Source organism: Thiomicrorhabdus sp., from assembly GCF_041583835.1.
GTDB lineage: Bacteria > Pseudomonadota > Gammaproteobacteria > Thiomicrospirales > Thiomicrospiraceae > Thiomicrorhabdus.
Window position 1 is genome coordinate 55,661 of record NZ_JBFHFC010000004.1, and the last position, 16,826, is coordinate 72,486.

A 16,826-nucleotide genomic window follows, 5' to 3' on the forward strand; every position below is an offset into this window, starting at 1 on the left:
ATAGAAAGCAATGGCATTAATTGTTCAAAAATATGGCGGTACGTCGGTCGGTAACGTTGAGCGTATCCAGAACGTAGCGAATAAAGTCGCTAAATTTGTCGATGAAGGTCATCAGGTCGTCGTCGCGGTTTCGGCTATGAGTGGCGAAACCAATCGTTTGACTGCTTTGGCTCAAGAGATTCAAGCACGTCCTTCCAAGCGTGAAATGGACGTATTGTTAACGACGGGCGAGCAGGTGACGATTGCTTTGTTAAGCATGGCTTTGCAGGAAAAAGGGTATCCGGCGATTTCCTATACCGGTTGGCAGGTTCCGATTAAAACGGATGACGTCCACAGTAAAGCGCGTATTGAAGAGATTGATTCCGAGAAAATCTTCAATCAATTGAATGAAGGCAAGGTCGTTGTTGTTGCCGGATTCCAAGGCGTTACGCCGGATGGTGATATTACGACGTTGGGACGTGGCGGTTCGGATACGACTGCGGTGGCTTTGGCTGCGGCTTTGAATGCGGACGAGTGCCAAATCTATACCGACGTTGACGGCGTTTATACGACCGACCCGCGTGTGGTGCCGGAAGCAAAGCGTTTGGATCATATTACGTTTGACGAAATGCTTGAAATGGCCAGTTTGGGAGCGAAAGTTTTACAGATTCGTTCGGTCGAGTTCGCCAGTAAATACAATGTCCCTTTGCGTGTGCTTTCCTCGATGCAAGAGGGGGGCGGAACGCTCATTACTTCAGAAGAGAATTTTAAGGAAAACGAGATGGAAAAACCTCTAATCTCCGGTATTGCGTTCAGTCGCGATGAAGCAAAATTGATGGTCTTAGGTGTGCCGGATAAGCCGGGTGTCGCTTACCAGATTCTTGGTCCGATTTCGGATGCGAATATTGAAATCGACATGATTATCCAAAACCAAGGAATTGACGGTACGACCGACTTTACCTTTACGGTTGCGCGCGGCGATTTAGCAGCCGCTTTGGAAATTCTGCAAAGCACTGCTAACAAGTTAGGCGCTCGCGAAGTGCTTTCGGACGATACGATCGTTAAGATTTCTATGGTGGGAGTCGGCATGAAGTCTCATTCCGGCATCGCTAGCCAGATGTTTAAGACGTTGGCGGATAATAACATCAATATCCAAATGATCGGTACGACGGAAATCAAGATTTCGGTCATTATCGACGAAGCTTATCTTGAATTGGCGGTTCAGTCATTACACGAAGCTTTCGAATTGGACAAGTAATTCCAAGACGTCTGTTTGTTTATAAAAAGCCCGCTTAATGCGGGTTTTTTTATACCTTAAAAAAAGTTTCGACCTATGAAAGGTAATCATAGAAATAACACAAATCATAATGAGATTTGCTATAACGAAAATTTCCACACAGTGATTAATGCTTTTTATGGAATCGAGTTTTCCGATAAGTAAAAAGAATTATTAAAACAAGGGGGGCAATGTTTTAATAAAAGCACTAACTAATATTTTTTTTAAGGTTTTTGGGGGAAGGGGTATGCGAAGTTTATATATGGGGTCAAGTTCAAATAAACGTCCTATTTTGTCCGGGTTGGGGGTGTTGTTGGCGTCAGTGTTGACGTTGAGTGGCTGTAGTAGCAGTGATGGCATTCCAGAAACCTGTAACGTGCCTCAAGAGGCATCATTGAGTACGGCGGAACGGATCGGTGGGGCGACTTCTTCAGTGCAGTTTTTCACGAAAGACGCTGTCGAGTGGACTGTGTTTAACGTTGCCAATGAGTTGAAAGTCACTCAGCTCGGTACAACCAAAAGTACGGAATACGGATTGGAAGTAGGCGGTTTCATTCGCGATATCAAAATTTATAACGCTCAAGGCGGTAACCGCTATGCGTTATTGGCAATGGGCGGCGAAGGGATTGCGGTCGTCAATATTACCGATCCTTCGAATATGTCTTTGGTTGCCAGCGTAAAAGTGAATTATGAACAGACGGGAATTACTTGGGCAGAAGGTGGCGGAGACATTGTTCCCGACAATACCATTTCCAGTTCGCGTGCGCCGATTAGCTCGTTGGCTATTTATAACGACGGTGATCCGAATACACCGGTACAGTTGATTATCGGTGATGAAGGCTACGGTTTGCACAAGACGGCGTTAAACAATTTGTTTGACGAGGTTGATGGGCGTGAAGCGGACGGCAGCTTAAAGATCGATTCCGAAGTGTATACGTTGCAGTATGCCGGAGAAAACCCATGGGGAGGTCCTAAGAGTCTGACATTGTACGGTACCGGACTGAATCAGAGATTGTTTGTCGCCCAAGGTTATTTGGGAATCGGTATTTACGATCCTGAAACGTTGGAGAAAGTGGGGCAGTACAGTCTTTATACCGATGCGACCGAAGCAAACGGCGGAGAAGACTGGTTTATTAATCTGGATGTTTCCAGTGCCGTACAAGCGGGCAATATCGATGCATGTACCGGAATGCCTGATTACAATCAGACCAATTTTGAAATCGTGAATGTTTGGCATGGCGACGTGGTTGCGCCGACGCCGTGGGCCGATTTCGATCGTTACGGTAAATTTTATTACGAGGCACGTAAAGTCGATGTGGTGAACTATCCGGATGCGGGTGGCCCGGGTAACGACAAAACCATCGCTTATATCGCCTATGGTCTTGCCGGTATGGTGGCTGTGGATGTCACCGGTTATGACAACGCCGGTCCTCGAAATGCAACCTGTACGGCCAATGTAGACGATGCCAAACCGTTCCTGCAGGCCTCTTATTTAGGTTACGCGCCAGCCGTTCCGGCGCATGGACCGAATGATGAGACCGGTGAAGAAGCGAAAAGTCTTTTCCCGTATTTTGGTGCGGGGATGTTGAAAGAGGCGGGTGTCGTCGATGTGAAAGTCGATGCGGCTAATAATCAGGTCTATTTTTCAGATCATTTTTCAGGTTTGATGGTGTTGGATCATGCTGACAACCCGAATCAATGGCATGGTCCTAATGGTGCCGGTGCTTATAACAACGACGAACCGGGCGGAACCCTTGGCGATCATTGGCCGGATTATGAGTTCGTTACCTCTTACGATATGACGCCGATTCCAGATGGTGAGGAAGAAATTCCGACCTATGTCTATGAATCACCTGTTGTATTAGCAACGGGTGAAGTGAGCGGACACGGTAATAACTTCGCGTTATCTAGTGTGTTCGATCCTGCTGCAAGCGGTGCGGTTGACGTTGCGCTAACCGCCGGAGGCGGCGGGTTGAACTTCATTGACGTCAACACTTCAGCAGATCCTAAGTTTGAAGTGCCGGTACATTTCGCGACTACCGACGAGATCGGTGCGGCGGCTGACGGCACGGCGACGCAAGAGATCAATATCGGTCACTCCGAAGGGATCGAAGCATACGGAAATCTACTTTTCTTAGCGGACGGTCCGCACGGAATGTCTGTCTGGAAGATTGCAGATGAAGATTGTAATGCCATCGATGACGTCCATGTGGTGGCCAATACGCTGCAAAGTGAGTATCCGGTAACATTGGGTACGGAAACCATTAATCCGACTCCTCATGCTTACGATGTCGTCGTTGACAGTGCCAATCAGTCTGTCTTGGTTATGTCGCAAAGTCGCGGGTTGCGAAGAATTGACACCACGGAAGAAGGTGCCGTTGGCGAACCGGTATTGCTCTATCCTAAGCTGACAGACATTTTCGAGCATAATACGGATGGCGGTAATGTCGCCGGACTGTCTATGCAAGATCATACCTACGGTACGGCGTTGAAAGGGACTCTGGCCTTTACGGCGGACGGTAGCAATGGTTTGACGGTTTATGATTTAAGTAAAGACCCGACGGATCCGGCAAGCGGTTATGTGGTCGGTAACATCGGTGGGGATACGGTTTCCCAGCCACCACTTGGTCAGGCCTCCAGTGTGGCGTTATGGGAGGATTCCGCGAGCGGAAAATCCTATGCCTTTGTTGCCGCCGGAAGCCGCGGTGTTGGGGTTGTCGATGTAACTGATCCGACGAACATGTCTTTGGTTAAGGTGTTCGAACCGATCAAAATCGAAGACAGCACCGTCGGGAAAGCGGACGGTAAAAGCGTTGTAGTGAGAATAGTTGGAGATTACGCCATATTCACCTATGACAGCTTCGGTGTGGTCGAATATCGAATTGCCGATTTGATTGCACCACTGATTGAAGGTACCGATCCGACCAGTATCTGGACTAAAAACGGAACGGATCAAAGACCGGAAGTGACGGCCCGCTTCAAACTTCAAGACACCAATTTCTTCGGCAGCGCCGACATGGCGGACTTGGGAGGCGGTGCGGCCGGTATGGATATCGTTCAGGTTGACGGCAAAGTGCTGGTCTATGTTGCTTACGGCGATGCCGGGGTGATTAAAATCGATTGGACGGAGCCGACGGCACCCGTCCTGAAAGAACATATCAATACGGTCGGTTCGGCGTTGGATGTCGTCGTAATCAACGGCCGAGCTTATGTTGCCGATAGCGGCGGCGGGTTAACTTTGATTAAATAAAACCGAACCCTCTTTCCGATTTCGGAAAGAGGGTTTTTTTTTAATTAGCCGCCGTCAACGCCAATTCCTTCCCTTTATTAGTGTTTTCTTATATATTTTGATAGAAATAATCAATTATACGAACGGCTTTATGGAATAAACTGTAGCTGTACTAAAGAAGAAAGGATTCGTATGTTAGTCTTAACCAGAAAAGAGGGTGAGTCATTAGTTATTAATGAAAACATTACCTTGACCGTTCTAGCGGTGAAAGGGGGGCAGGTTCGCATGGGAATCAAAGCGCCACGCGAGGTGCCGGTACATCGGGAAGAAATCTTAAACGAAAAATCGGGTGAGGCTTCTAACGAAAAACCGGCATCTCTTGGAGTGAATGTTCAAGCCTAACGGTTTGTACTGCACAAAGGTGCATAGGTATTGGCTTATTGAGGTGCGTCATTTTTTATAATTTAAAAAAAACGCATAAAGTACCCACTATAGGTTTACAAGCCAGCTTATAACTTGTATTATACGCGCCTGAAATAGGAGACGTGGCCGAGAGGCTGAAGGCGCTCCCCTGCTAAGGGAGTATGGGGTTTGTAGCTCCATCGAGGGTTCGAATCCCTCCGTCTCCGCCATTTCAAACCTAGAAAAAAATAAGTGAAAAGTTTCTTGACAGTTTTATTAAAACTCCATAGAATACGCCTCACTTTCAAAGCGCCCGTAGCTCAATTGGATAGAGTACTCGGCTACGAACCGAGCGGGTAGGGGTTCGACTCCCTTCGGGCGCGCCATTATTCCAAACCCCCGTCACATGCGGCTTTTAGCCAAAATGGACGGGGGTTTTTTATTGTCTGAACAAACCTGTCTAGTTGTTTTCCATCAGCTTAGTAAAGCTCTCATCGGTATCTCCTTTCTGGTGAGGGAAGGCGATTGCATGATCCATTTCCAATTCTATGCCGATTTTGGTTCCGACCGGGTGGTCGTGATGAGAGTGGCTCATGCAAAGTACATGCTCACCGTCGGGTAGTTTTAGCGTGAACAAAAAGTGCGAGCCGCGGAAGGCGCGGTTCGTGACTTCCAGTTGCCAATCGCTTTCGTCATTATGACGGATGTCATCGGGACGGACTAGGACCGAGACTTTGTCACCTATGGTTGCCCCGAAAGGCAGACTGGTTTTCAACAGGCCTAGCTGGGTGAGAACCTGATGGCAGTCGCACACGGTACCTTCGATCAGGGCGCCTTGGCCGATAAAATCGGCTATGAACGGGTGTGCGGGTTGATGGTAGATATTATATGGCGTATCCCATTGCAGAAGTTTGCCGTCTTTCATGACGCCGACCGAGTCTGCGATAGCAAACGCTTCATTCTGGTTGTGGGTGACCATCAGTGCGGTAATGCCTTCGGTTTTAAGGATGCTTCTGACTTCATGGGCAAGCAGTTCGCGTAATTCGACATCCAATCCCGAGAAAGGTTCGTCCAGAAGTAGAATGTCGGGTTTAGGCGCCAGCGCTCTTGCCAGGGCGATTCTTTGTTGTTGCCCGCCGGAAAGTTCATGTGGGTAGCGCGTATTGAAGCCGGTAAGACCCACAAGATCCAATAGTTGGTTGATGCGTTGTTTGCGTTCCTTTCTGTTGAGTCCCGGGATGCCGAAAGCAATGTTCTTTTCGATTGTCATGTGCGGAAAGAGCGCATAATCTTGAAACACCATGCCGATATTGCGCTGTTCTGTCGCAAGTTGAAAGTTTTTGGAAGAAATCAGTTGACCGTCAAGATAGATCTCGCCACCTTGGACGGGTTGAAGTCCGGCGATGCACATCAGTAAAGTGGTTTTTCCACAGCCGCTCGGTCCTAGTAAACAACCGATTTCTCCTTCTTTTAAAGTAAGGTCAATGTGATTAAGCACTTGGTTTTCTTTGTGCGCACTGATGATTTGATGAACGGTAAGTTTAGACATGACGTTTTCCAATCGCTTTACTCAATAGAATGACGGGTACAAGCCCGGTCAGAACAATTAATAGGGCTGGCAGTCCGGCATCTGCCAATCGTTCGTCGGAAGCCATTTCATAGGCTCTGACGGAGAGGGTGTTGAAGTTGAACGGTCTTAAAATAAGGGTGGTCGGCAACTCTTTGAGTACTTCGACAAACACCAGTAGAAATGCAACAAGCAAGCTGCGGTTGAGTAGCGGTAGATGGATTTTAACTAAAATGTTCCATCGGCTTGCTCCGAGTGTGCGTGCGGATTCGTCCATGGAGGGTTTGATTTGTTTCAGACCGGATTCGACCGTTTGTAACGAAATGGATAGAAAACGGAATATGTAGGCGAATACCAATGCGAATAGGGTACCGGAAAGCAATAGGCCTGTTGAGACGTCGAAGGTGCTGCGCATCCAGGAATCGACGGTGTTGTCGAGCCAGGCAAAGGGGATCATGACGGCCACGGCAATGACAGTACCCGGGATGGCGTAGCCCAGTGTGACGATTCGTAGCGAAAGTCGAGTGACCGGTCGGTTTTGGACACGTTGAGCATAAGCAAGCATCAGTGCGATGGAGGCAGCAACGAGTGCGGTTATCGCAGCCAGATGGAAACTGTTCCAGATGAGCGTCAGGAACTCGGCGTTGAAGCCGGTCTCCGCGGTTTGGATTGACCAGGCGAGCAGTTGGGCTGCGGGAACAATAAAGCCTAAGCTGACGGGTATCAAACAGATTATGAATGCAAGGCGCCCTTTAAGGCCGCTAAGTATTGGCGTTGGTTGTGTGTCACTCTTGTTCCCTTGAGAAAAGTATTCGGCTTTTTTTCTGGACCAGAGTTCGATGGCGATCAGGATGGTAACAAAGACCAATAAAATCAAGGATAGTTGAGCGGTGGTCGTGGTGTCTCCAAATCCGGTCCAAGTACGATAGATTCCTGTTGTGAACGTAGGTACACCGAAGTATTGTACCGTACCGAAATCAGCCAGGGTTTCCATGAGTGCAAGCGTCAGTCCGGCTACGACGGCGGGGCGTGCCATAGGAAGGGCGACCTTGAAAAATCTTCTGTAAGGTCCGGCGCCTAAGGTGCGGCTGGCGTGAATGACCTGCTGGGTGTTTCCGGAGAAGGCGGTTCGAGCCAATAGGTATACGTAAGGATAGAGTACGAGCGACAGCATGACGATCGCGCCCGGCAGAGAGCGGATTTCGGGAAACCATAGGTTGACGGTTTGCGCGCTGAAAAGGGTTCGAAGGAAGCTTTGAACCGGGCCTTCGAATTCCAGCAGCCCTGTATAGGTATAGGCGATGATATAGGCGGGCATAGCCAAGGGCAAAAGGAGAGCCCAATGGAGAACCTTCTTTCCGAAAAAATCATATTGGCTGATTAGCCATGCGGTGGATAAGCCCAGCGTTAAGGTTCCTATGCTCACTCCCAGCATCAGCCAGAGTGAGTTGATGATGTATTCAGGCAGTAAGTTATCGACCAGGTGATGCCAGTTTTCGTTGCCCGGTTCGAATAAAAAACTGACCAGCACCCATAGAGGTGTCGTCAATAGCAGGGCCATGGCGATGGTGGCTATGACCCATTTGTTTTGAGGTGCTTTCATCAAGTTGCCGTGTGCTCGGTTTTTATCGCCATCCGGCTCGATCCATGATGCGAACCGCTTCCGAATTATGTTTTCCGAGAGCATTCAGGTTGAGCGCATCGCTGTGGAATTCTCCCCAGGATTTCAAAGTTTTGCTTAAAGGCGCTTCTTTGATGACCGGATATTCATTATTGACCTCCGCATACCAGGTCTGCGCCTCGGTTGTCAGCAAGAAGCGAATGAGTTCAAGAGCGTTGTCTTTGTTTTTTGCCGCTTTGGTGATTGCGATGCCGCTGATGTTGATGTGAGCGCCACGGTCTTTCTGGTTTGGCCAGAATACCGCGACTTTTTCAGCCGCTTTGCGTTGCTCTTGGTCTTTTCCGTTTAGCATTTGAGCTAAGTAATAGGTGTTAACTACCGCGATATCACACTGTCCAGCGGCAACCGCTTTGATTTGGTCGCGGTCCCCGCCCTTAGGTTTGCGTGCGAAGTTTTTAACCAGCCCTTCAGCCCAAGCTTCCGTTGCCTTTTCACCTTGATGGACAATCATGGATGCAACAAGCGATTGGTTGTAGATATTGTTCGACGAACGGATGCAAAGGCGCTTTTTCCATTTGGGCTCACTAAGCGCTTCATAAGTGCTGAGCTCGGAAGCCTGTACGCGATCTTTGGCGTAAACAATGATTCGGGAGCGGGTTGTGAGTCCGATCCAGTAATGTTCGGGATCCTGAAGGTTGGACGGCACAATTTGTTCGATGTCCGGGGTGATGGCAGCCTGAAGTACTCCGGCTGTTTTCGCCCGGTGCAGGCGGCCTGCATCTGTAGTGATCAAAACGTCCGCCGGTGTGTTTGCGCCTTCAGATTCAATGCGTTTTAAAAGAGCATCGGCCTTGCCTGTAATCAGATTCACCTTGATGCCCGACTGTTTTTCGAAACGATCTAGAATGGATTTGATCAATTGTTCCTTACGAGCAGAGTAAACATTTACTTCTTCAGCGCTGGCGTTGACCGGCAGGCTGAATATGACTGTCATTAATCCGATCCATAAATGTTTCATTGTCCTCTCCTTGCTTGATTGAAGTTTAGGGTGATATTGTAAATGATAATAGTTATGATTTACAGTGTTGATTATATTGATTAACGGAATGTGATGAACCTGTAAGCCTCAAAAGCCTGTATGGAAGTCATCTCTTTTCTGGCACACCATCATTCCAGCCCAGTCAAATGCGGTTAGCCAAAACGGACAGTTTTTATATTTTCCCGATAAAGAATTTATCTGCTAAACGCATCCATTATTTTTGTTTAATCCATTTTTTAGCGTGTCTTTAAATTAACGTTTAGACGGATTGTCTATTGGTTGTATTTCATGGCAGATTGCTTGTTTAGTGTGGAGGTGAACTTTATTTATGTTTTGTTTTTCACCTTTAAAACCAATAATTTAAATTAAAAAATGTTTGCATGTCGACTAAGTTATAAGTAGTATCATTTTTACGCGGACGCCAATCATCAACGAAGATGAACGGAAAGCCACAGGTGCAGAGATTTTGCATGGCTGGGTTGCAAGCTTTCATTAAATTTATGATTTTTATTGAGGGTTTAAAAATGAAAATGTTTAAGAAACTGTTGATATCAGTTTCAATTTTACTGTGTTCTTATTCGGTTCAGGCATCGACTCCTATTAATCTGGGACAAGCTTATTCATTTAATGTGAATGGTGGTTTTTCTGATGATTATACTTTTACGGTCGGTTCCGATATTGGTGTAAGTGGTGTCGTTTGGGGCTATAAGTTGGATGGTTTGTCGTTTTCAGGAATTTCCGATTTCTCGATCACATTGTCTAATGGTTTATATGACATCATTACTGGATTCGGAAAAACTTACGATGCTTTCTTGACAGCCGGTGACTATACGATGAATCTGTCTGGATATGCTGGTCCATTTGGTGGTCAGTATGGCTTTAACACTACGGTTTCTCCGGTTTCGGAGCCAGGTGTTTTAGCTTTAATGTTAGCAGGTTTAGGTATTGTTGGATTTGCGGCTAAGCGCAGAATGCGTAATGCAAAGGCTTGAGATGATTTAACCTATATAAAAAATTAGTACGTTGAGAATTCAACGTTGGTTAGAACCCCGGTTTCCTTTTTGGAAACCGGGGTTTTTTTATGTCTTTTTTAAGAGAACCAATCATAAAATATTCATATTAGTAAAAAAAAATTCATTTAATAGTTTTGGTTAAGTATTTTTTATGATAAAAATAGTATAACTTATATGGTTAGTGTCTTTGGCTAGTCGTAAGGGATTGAAAATAAGGTAAAAGTTCTGATTCATAGTAAAAGATCAAAAAAATTGATGACTTTTTATGAGGTGGGGAGTTTTTATAATAAGAGTGTAATAAAAACCATGTAGATTGTAATACTTAAGTATTGATGTTGATGCTTGTTGATTAATCAGGAATGAATAAAAGCGGCCGACTCCTATAGGGGATATGTGATGCAACAAAAAGTGATTCGCTATGATGCCAAGTTGAATGCGATTTTTAGACTGTTTGACAGTCTGGTTGTGTTTACTCTGGTTTTGGTTATAGGTGATCTTTTTGATGATAACTGGGAAAACAAGTTATCGTGGAATGTCATTTTATTTATATTCATTTATAACTATTTTGCCGAATCCCAGCATGTATATCATTCCTGGCGAGGCGGCAGTTTATCTGAAGAAGTCTCAAGCATTGTAATTTCTTGGTACGCATCTATGGTTTTGGTGTGGCTACTTGGTCATTTCCTCATGGAGCGTCGGGCCGCGGAATCTTACGCTTTTTGGTTAGCTCTGGGGATTGTTGTTCCGCTCGTGATTGTCAGTTTTCATATTGTTGTTCGATTGGCGATTGGTTTTTTTAGAAAAAGAGGGATGGACGCACGTAGAGTTGCAGTTTTTGGTGCGACGGCCTTGGGTAAGAATTTTGTAGAAACCATCAGCGATATGCCTTTAAGCGGATTCCGTTTTGTCGGGTTCTATGACGACCGAAAGGTAGATGTAGAGAACCGAAGAGAGAAGTTAGAGCTTGTGGGAGGGGCGGAGCGCCTGATACAAGACTGCAAGGCAGGTAAGCTCGAACGTGTTTATATCACTTTAAGCCTTCAGGCTGAGAAAAGAACCAAAGCCATCATCAAAGAATTGGCCGATACGACCGTTTCTGTTTATTTTGTTCCCGACATGTTTACGTTCGACTTGCTGCATTCAAAGATAGAAGATTACAAGGGCATACCGGCTATTAGTGTTTATGAATCCCCTTTTAGTGGCATGAATGCTTTCCTAAAGAGGCTTGAAGATATCGTTTTGGGTTCGATTATTTTGATATTGATCTCGATACCTATGCTGGTAATTGCGATTGCGATTAAGCGAACCTCACCCGGCCCCATTATTTTCAAGCAAAAACGTTATGGTAAGGAAGGTAAGGAAATTGAAGTCTGGAAGTTTCGTTCCATGACGGTCACTGAAAATGGGGATAAAGTCGTTCAGGCTAAAAAAAATGATTCCCGGATTACCCCTTTAGGAGCTTTTCTCCGTCGCACTTCATTGGATGAGTTACCGCAGTTTATCAATGTGGTTCAGGGGAGGATGTCGATTGTAGGTCCCCGTCCTCATGCCGTCGCTCATAACGAAGAGTATCGCAAACAGATAACCGGATATATGTTGCGCCATAAAATTAAGCCGGGTATTACGGGGCTAGCTCAGATAAATGGTTTCAGGGGAGAAACGGATACGTTGGATAAGATGGAACAACGTATCCACTTTGATTTGGTCTACATTAGAAAGTGGTCGGTACTTTTAGATCTGAAGATAATATTTTTAACTCTTTTCAAAGGGTTTACGGATAAAAATGCTTATTAAAAAAGCTATGGGTGGCGGAGTTCGATGGGGAAAGTAAAGTCTTATAGTGTGCGCAGTTTAATTTTAGGCGTATTTGTGCTGCTTCAGGCGTGTGGACAGGATGGTGCGGAAATCGCGCAAAAGACGCAGTTGGTTGCCGATGTAAATGGTAGCGAGATTACGGTTCATCAGCTTAACTTTGCTATGTCCAGAGAAAAAGGAAGCCTGAATGTCGATAATCAAAGCTTAGCGAATAAGGTTCTGGAAAGCTTAATTAACCAAGAATTGATTGTCAGTGAGGCTGAAGGCGCAGAAATTGAACACGATCCTTCTGTATTGATGGCACTGGAATTTGGTAAGCGTCAGGTTTTGGTTGAAGCCTATATAGATAGGGCTTTACAGGCAGTGGCTCCACCAACGGACAAAGAGGTTGAGACTTATTTTAAAGCGCATCCGAAAATTTTTAATGAACGTAAAGTTTTCGCCTATTCCGAATTGGTCGTTTCGGACGACGATGCCAAATTAGTTGATGACGCTTTAAAAGGGAAAAAATTAGAGGATTTGACTCTGGAAGAGTTGCGCGAGCTATTAAATGATCGAAATATCAAGTTCATTCAACTACATAAAATGACTGGTGCCGAACAACTGACACCGGAAATGATTGAATTGTTTTTCTCGCCGACACTTCAGTTTGATGTGTTGTTCAAATCACCGGAAAACAATCATTTTTATCAAGTGCATACGGCGTTAGCTGAAAGCATTGAGCTAAAAAATGCAAAACCCATCATCAAGGGCTATTTGTATCAAGAAAAAAAGCGCCAGGCACTTGATTCTTTAGTGAAAAAATTACGTGAAAGGGCCGATATTTCATATTTCGGCGATTTCAATCAATTGAATCATGCAGAAAGCAAAATGTAGTTTGTTAATACCATCAATAACAGTAAGGTCCCAGATATGAACGTTTATAAGTTAATTAGAATTTTGGCGATAACTTGTTTGTTGTTTCCCTTGAGTTTTACCGCAAATGCGGCACCCGGAGAATCCGATTATAAACTCACTGTTGGCGATGTCATTAAGATCGATGTCTTTCAAAACCCCGACTTGGCCGTTGAAACAGCCATTTCGGATAACGGCAATATTTCTTACCCTTTGATCGGTCAGGTTAAGGCGAAAGGTTTGTCGTCGATCGAACTTGGTGAGCAAATTGCAAAAAGATTGCATGAAGGGCGTTTTGTCAATAAACCGCACGTTTCTGTGGTGGTCCAAAAGAAAGTTGGAAACTTTGTGTCGGTTTTAGGGCAGGTCAATGCTCCGGGACGTTATGTTCTGGATTCGACTCAATTGCGTTTGACGGATGTATTATCCATGGCCGGAGGTATAAATGCCGAAGGGGGGGATAAAGTTATTGTATCGGGCGTTAGAGATGGGAAGGCGTTTAAAGCATCGGTCGACATCACTCAGATTTTTATAGATAACGAAACAAGCTTGAATATTCAAATCCACAAGGGCGACACTTTGTACGTTCACAGAGCTGACGTATTTTATGTTTATGGTCAATCTCAGCAGCCCGGAGCCTATCGGTTGGAAAGAGGGATGACGGTTATGCAGGCCATTGCCAAAAGCGGCGGCATTACCTCTAAGGGGACATTAAGTGGCGTTCGCATTCAAACAAAAAATGCGTCAGGTCAATTAGTTGAGAAAGAGCCATCCTTGACGGCATCGGTAAAGCCGGATGACGTTATCTATATTAAAGAAAGTATTTTTTAAGCAGGATTTAAATACGTTATTAGCCACAACTACAAGCAAGACAACCCAAAAAGGTGATGATTTATGAGTATTCAACAGTTTTTCTTAATTTTGTATGCAAGGTTAGGCATTATCCTCGGTGTCTTGGTTGTCACGGTGGTTCTGATCGGTGTTATTTCTTTGATGACGCCTAAGAAGTATGTTGCGACTTCCTCTCTAATGTTGGATTTCAAATCACCGGACCCCGTCACCGGGCAAATGGTACAGGGTGTGGCTGCCAATACATATATCAATACCCAGGTAGACATACTGAAAAGTAAACGGACCGTCGAGAAAGTGATTGAAATGCTTGAGTTGGGTGAAGAGCCTAAGACGGTTCAAAACTGGCAGTTAGCCACGCAAGGAAAAATCGATTTTAAAGAGTGGTTGTCTACGAAAATTTCAAAAGGCTTAACGGTCATGACTTCCCGAGAAAGCAACATCATTAAAATTGAATACACTGATACAGATCCTAATAAGGCGAAAGTGTTGGCAAACGCTTTCGCAAAAGCCTATTTGAATGTTTTTCTGGATTTAAAGGTTTCTCCCGCCCGTCAATATTCAAGTTTTTTTGAAGAGCAGATGTCCGATGCCCGTAAAAAACTTGAGGAAAATCAGAAAAAGATGAGCGAGTTTTTAAATAAAAACCGAATTACCGCCGTCGATAATCGTTTGGATCTTGAAGTCGAAAAGTTGAATGACCTTTCCAGACAGTTAACGCAGGTTCAATCACTTGTAGCGGAAGGTAAAAGTAAACGTCAGAGTGGCCGCACTGAAACGACGATTGAAATGATTCAAAGCCCTGTGATTAATGAGCTTAAAGTACAAATTGCTCGACTAGAGGGTAAATTAATTGAAAGCAACACGTCTTTGGGAAGCAATCACCCGCAAACCAGAGCTTTAGAAAGTGAGGTTAAAGCACTTCAATCAAAACTGGTTCAGGAGAAGGGCAATATTATCTCTTCTATTGATACTTCTTACGAAGTGAATTTACGCCGCGAATCCCAACTAAAGAAAATGTTGGAAGAGCAAAAGCAGATCGTATTGGATTTAAACCAGGTGCATGACCATGTCAGTTTATTAAAGCGTGACGTGGAATTTGCACAGAAGGCATATGATGTCGTCAGTCAGCGCGCTTTGCAAACGAGTTTGCAGAGTCAAGCGAGTTCAACAGAGGTTTCCATTCTTAATTTTGCGAGTCAACCGCTGTTGCCGGCCAAGCCGAATGTGGTACTGAATTTGTTTTTGGCGGCATTTCTAGGCACTATTTTGGGTGTTACTTTGGCAATTTTGACGGAACTGACTCGAAGAAGAATCCGTTCTGTAGACGATATCAGTGAAAATCTGGCTATTCCCGTTTTAGGAACGATCGGTTCTGCGACTGGGACAATGAAGGCGATCAAAAATGGAGCGGGTAGATAATGTTACAGCAGTCAATTACACAATCTTCAATTGGTGACATCCTGACGGCAGCCGGCAAGCTTGAAAAAAGCGATGTGGATCGGATCACGGAGTATCAACGTAAACAGGGTTTGCCATTTGGTGAGGCCGCGATCGAGCTTAATATTTTATCGCGTAAAGAGCTGGATTTGGCCTTATCCAAGCAATTTGATTATGCCTATTTGGATTCGAAAAGTACCTCTTTAAGTCCTGAACTGGTCTCTTTATTTAAACCATTCAGCAAGGTGGGGGAGAGTTTTAGGGATCTTAGAAGTCAATTGGCGCTGAAGTGTTCGAATATGAACGGCGTAAAAAAACAAGTTGCGATTGTCAGCCCGCAATCGGGAGACGGGCGTAGTTTTATGGCCGCTAACCTTGCGGTCATGTTTGCGCAACTCGGACAGAAAACACTGTTGATTGATGCGGCGATTCGTAATCCGAGACAGGACAAAATCTTTAATCTACAAAGCAAACAAGGACTTTCTTCTTATTTGTCCGGACGTGCGGATCTGGCCGTCATCGAACAAGTTGATGTTTTGCCTGAGTTAAGTGTGTTGAGTGCCGGTCCTGTCGCGCCGAATCCCCAGGAGTTGCTGAGTAAAGAGTCGTTTAAGCATTTGCTGCAATACGCCGATGAAAATTTCGATATGGTCTTGATTGATACACCTTCTTCCGATGAAAGTGCAGATGCGGAAATCATTGCTTCGCAAGCGGGGGCTTGTTTGATTGTTTGTAGAATGAATAAGTCTATGACTTCGAAAATCTCAAAACTATCGAATAGGTTGCAAGACAGCGGTGTAGTCGTGTTTGGTGCCGTTGCCAATGAATATTAGGGTGCGTCGGGACATCCCACCCTTTTATTTGAATATGGCGTTTATCGTCGCGGCGATAGCTGTTTTATATGCTCCGACGATGTACGACATGTTTACTTATTTATGGCTGAAACCCGAGCAGATGCATGGTCCGTTGATATTTGCCATATCCATCTGGTTAATGATTCGCAAGTGGCCTGAAATGGTTGCCAAGTCGTCGACAGACACAGGCGCATCCGGATGGGTTGTGCTTACGCTGGCGTTTTTGTTGTATTTTGTCGGTCGGACACAAAACATTATTGTATTTGAGTTGGGCTCGATGATTTTCTTCTTAAGCGGGCTTATTTTACTCAATCACGGCGTCCAATCGTTGAAAGTCCACTGGTTTGCGCTGTTTTTCATGTTTTTTATGATCCCACTTCCTAGTGTGATTGTTGATACGTTAACGATGCCAATGAAGTTGCTGGTCTCTTTCTCGGTTGAGAATGTGCTTTTGATGTTTGATTATCCTGTTGCTCGCAAAGGGGTGGTTATTCAGGTTGGGCCTTATATGTTGCTGGTGGCGGATGCATGTGCCGGATTGCATACCTTGTTTTCTTTGGAAGCACTGGGACTTTTGTATCTTAATTTGGTGCGTCGTAACTCATTGTTTCGAAACACAACGTTGGCTTTGCTGATCATTCCGATATCTTTGGTGTCCAATATTCTTAGGGTGTTGTTTTTAACGCTGATTACATACCATTTTGGTGATGCCGCAGGACAGAGTTATCTTCATTATGTCGCTGGCATCGTATTGTTTGTGAGCGCGTTGGTTTTGATCGTAGGGCTTGACGGTTTGATTCATAGTATTGAACGTAAGAGACAAGATCGTGGTTATCCATAAAGCATGT

Annotated in this window: 13 protein-coding genes and 2 tRNA genes; 12 read left to right on the forward strand and 3 right to left on the reverse strand. The window is 45.1% G+C overall.

Features of this window, described 5'->3' with window-relative positions; all coding sequences use genetic code 11:
• Window positions 1-10: 10 nt before the first annotated feature.
• From ABY044_RS03360 to ABY044_RS03380, 5 genes are all read left to right on the forward strand, one after another.
• Window positions 11-1,237 (forward strand): aspartate kinase, encoded by a 1,227-nt coding sequence (locus ABY044_RS03360; protein ID WP_373018158.1) that lies wholly within the window; start codon window positions 11-13, stop codon window positions 1,235-1,237.
• Window positions 1,238-1,502: 265 nt separating this feature from the next.
• The gene (locus ABY044_RS03365) at window positions 1,503-4,505 is read left to right on the forward strand and encodes a hypothetical protein (protein WP_373018160.1); all 3,003 of its coding nucleotides are present in this window, start codon (window positions 1,503-1,505) and stop codon (window positions 4,503-4,505) included.
• Between the two features lie 171 nt (window positions 4,506-4,676).
• A complete protein-coding gene (csrA, locus tag ABY044_RS03370) occupies window positions 4,677-4,886 on the forward strand; it encodes a carbon storage regulator CsrA (protein ID WP_373018162.1) in 210 nt (69 codons plus the stop codon).
• 137 nt (window positions 4,887-5,023) lie between these two features.
• A tRNA-Ser gene (locus ABY044_RS03375) sits at window positions 5,024-5,116 on the forward strand.
• Between the two features lie 79 nt (window positions 5,117-5,195).
• Window positions 5,196-5,272: transfer RNA gene (locus ABY044_RS03380), tRNA-Arg, on the forward strand.
• Between the two features lie 74 nt (window positions 5,273-5,346).
• Here the strand turns inward: ABY044_RS03380 and ABY044_RS03385 are convergent.
• From ABY044_RS03385 to ABY044_RS03395, 3 genes are read right to left on the reverse strand one after another with little or no spacing between them, the layout of a single operon-like run.
• Window positions 5,347-6,435, reverse strand: coding sequence for an ABC transporter ATP-binding protein (locus tag ABY044_RS03385; protein WP_373018164.1), 1,089 nt, complete (start codon window positions 6,433-6,435; stop codon window positions 5,347-5,349).
• The gene (locus ABY044_RS03390; protein WP_373018166.1) at window positions 6,428-8,056 is read right to left on the reverse strand and encodes an ABC transporter permease; all 1,629 of its coding nucleotides are present in this window, start codon (window positions 8,054-8,056) and stop codon (window positions 6,428-6,430) included. Before ABY044_RS03390 ends, ABY044_RS03385 begins: the two co-directional genes overlap by 8 nt.
• Before the next feature lie 22 nt (window positions 8,057-8,078).
• The gene (locus ABY044_RS03395; protein ID WP_373018168.1) at window positions 8,079-9,092 is read right to left on the reverse strand and encodes a Fe(3+) ABC transporter substrate-binding protein; all 1,014 of its coding nucleotides are present in this window, start codon (window positions 9,090-9,092) and stop codon (window positions 8,079-8,081) included.
• 491 nt (window positions 9,093-9,583) lie between these two features.
• Between ABY044_RS03395 and ABY044_RS03400 the strand changes: the two genes are divergently transcribed.
• From ABY044_RS03400 to xrtB, 7 genes are all read left to right on the forward strand, one after another.
• A complete protein-coding gene (locus ABY044_RS03400; RefSeq protein WP_373018170.1) occupies window positions 9,584-10,105 on the forward strand; it encodes an FxDxF family PEP-CTERM protein in 522 nt (173 codons plus the stop codon).
• 417 nt (window positions 10,106-10,522) lie between these two features.
• Window positions 10,523-11,920, forward strand: a complete 1,398-nt coding sequence (locus ABY044_RS03405; RefSeq protein WP_373018172.1) for an undecaprenyl-phosphate glucose phosphotransferase — start codon at window positions 10,523-10,525, stop codon at window positions 11,918-11,920.
• 24 nt (window positions 11,921-11,944) lie between these two features.
• Window positions 11,945-12,817, forward strand: coding sequence for an EpsD family peptidyl-prolyl cis-trans isomerase (locus ABY044_RS03410; protein ID WP_373018174.1), 873 nt, complete (start codon window positions 11,945-11,947; stop codon window positions 12,815-12,817).
• Between the two features lie 36 nt (window positions 12,818-12,853).
• A complete protein-coding gene (epsE, locus tag ABY044_RS03415) occupies window positions 12,854-13,666 on the forward strand; it encodes a polysaccharide export protein EpsE (RefSeq protein ID WP_373018176.1) in 813 nt (270 codons plus the stop codon).
• Window positions 13,667-13,729: 63 nt separating this feature from the next.
• Window positions 13,730-15,106: a chain length determinant protein EpsF gene (epsF, locus tag ABY044_RS03420; protein WP_373018178.1), complete on the forward strand. Its 1,377-nt coding sequence runs from the start codon at window positions 13,730-13,732 to the stop codon at window positions 15,104-15,106.
• Window positions 15,106-15,957, forward strand: coding sequence for a chain length determinant protein tyrosine kinase EpsG (gene epsG / locus ABY044_RS03425; protein ID WP_373018180.1), 852 nt, complete (start codon window positions 15,106-15,108; stop codon window positions 15,955-15,957). The genes epsF and epsG overlap by 1 nt, the downstream gene beginning before the upstream one ends.
• A complete protein-coding gene (xrtB, locus tag ABY044_RS03430) occupies window positions 15,947-16,819 on the forward strand; it encodes an exosortase B (protein ID WP_373018182.1) in 873 nt (290 codons plus the stop codon). Before epsG ends, xrtB begins: the two co-directional genes overlap by 11 nt.
• Window positions 16,820-16,826 lie beyond the last annotated feature (7 nt).